1 protein-coding gene is annotated in these 981 nt (G+C 54.7%); it reads right to left on the reverse strand.

The features are described 5' to 3' along the window. Positions 1-920, reverse strand: a 920-nt coding sequence (locus D8V06_RS24105; RefSeq protein WP_130931947.1) for a polyamine ABC transporter substrate-binding protein, incomplete at its 3' end; no start/stop codon positions are given. Positions 921-981: the final 61 nt, after the last annotated feature.

The following is a 981-nucleotide window of genomic DNA, read 5'->3' on the forward strand; positions in this document are numbered from 1 at the left end:
TCGGCCATGATTTCCGGCTTCTGCAGGAAGGTCATGAACTTGTAGGCGCCTTCGACGTTTTCGGCATCTTTAGGGATGGCGACCATGTCGTAGAAGCTGCCGGCGCCTTCTTTCGGAATGTTGTAGCTGACTTTCACCTTGTCACCGGCTTCGGCAGCGCGTGCCTTGGCCTGGTAGATGTCACCCGAGTAACCCACGGCCACGCAGATGTTGCCGTTGGCCAGGTCCGAGATGTACTTGGACGAGTGGAAGTAACCAATCGAAGGACGGATTTTCAGGAACAGCGCTTCAGCTTCGGCCAGTTGTTTCTTGTCCTGGCTGTCGGTTGGATAGCCCAGGTAGTGCAACGCCACCGGAATCATCTCGGTTGGCGAATCGAGGAAACTGATACCGCAGGATTTCAACTTCGCAGCGTTTTCAGGTTTGAACAGCAGGTCCCAGGAGTTGGTCGGCGCGTCGGCACCCAGTGCAGCCTTGACCTTCTCGGCGTTGAAACCAATACCGATCGAACCCCACATGTACGGGAAGGCGTGTTCGTTGCCCGGGTCGCTGACCGATACGGCCTTGAGCAAGTCGGTGTTCAGGTTCTTCCAGTTGGGCAGCTTGGACTTGTCCAGCTTCTGGTAAACACCTGCCTTGATCTGCTTGGCCAGGAAGTTGTTGGACGGTACGACGATGTCGTAGCCGGACTTGCCTGCCAGCAATTTGGCTTCCAGGGTTTCGTTACTGTCGAAAACGTCGTAGACCACTTTGATGCCCGACTCGTCTTCAAACTTCTTGACGGTGTCCGGAGCGATGTAGTCGGACCAGTTATAGACGTGCAACACCTTGTCGTCCGCCTGAACCGCGCCCGCCATAATGCCCATCAGGGACATGGCGAGAAGAGTCTTGCCAGCAAGCTTTTTGCCTAATGCCTTCATGCGTTAATGCTCCAAATTTTTCTTTTTTGAACCACTTTGTTCAGCGGCCGAACCCCGACAA

Origin of the sequence: Pseudomonas sp. Sample_24 (assembly GCF_004307605.1) — a bacterium.
Lineage (GTDB): Bacteria > Pseudomonadota > Gammaproteobacteria > Pseudomonadales > Pseudomonadaceae > Aquipseudomonas.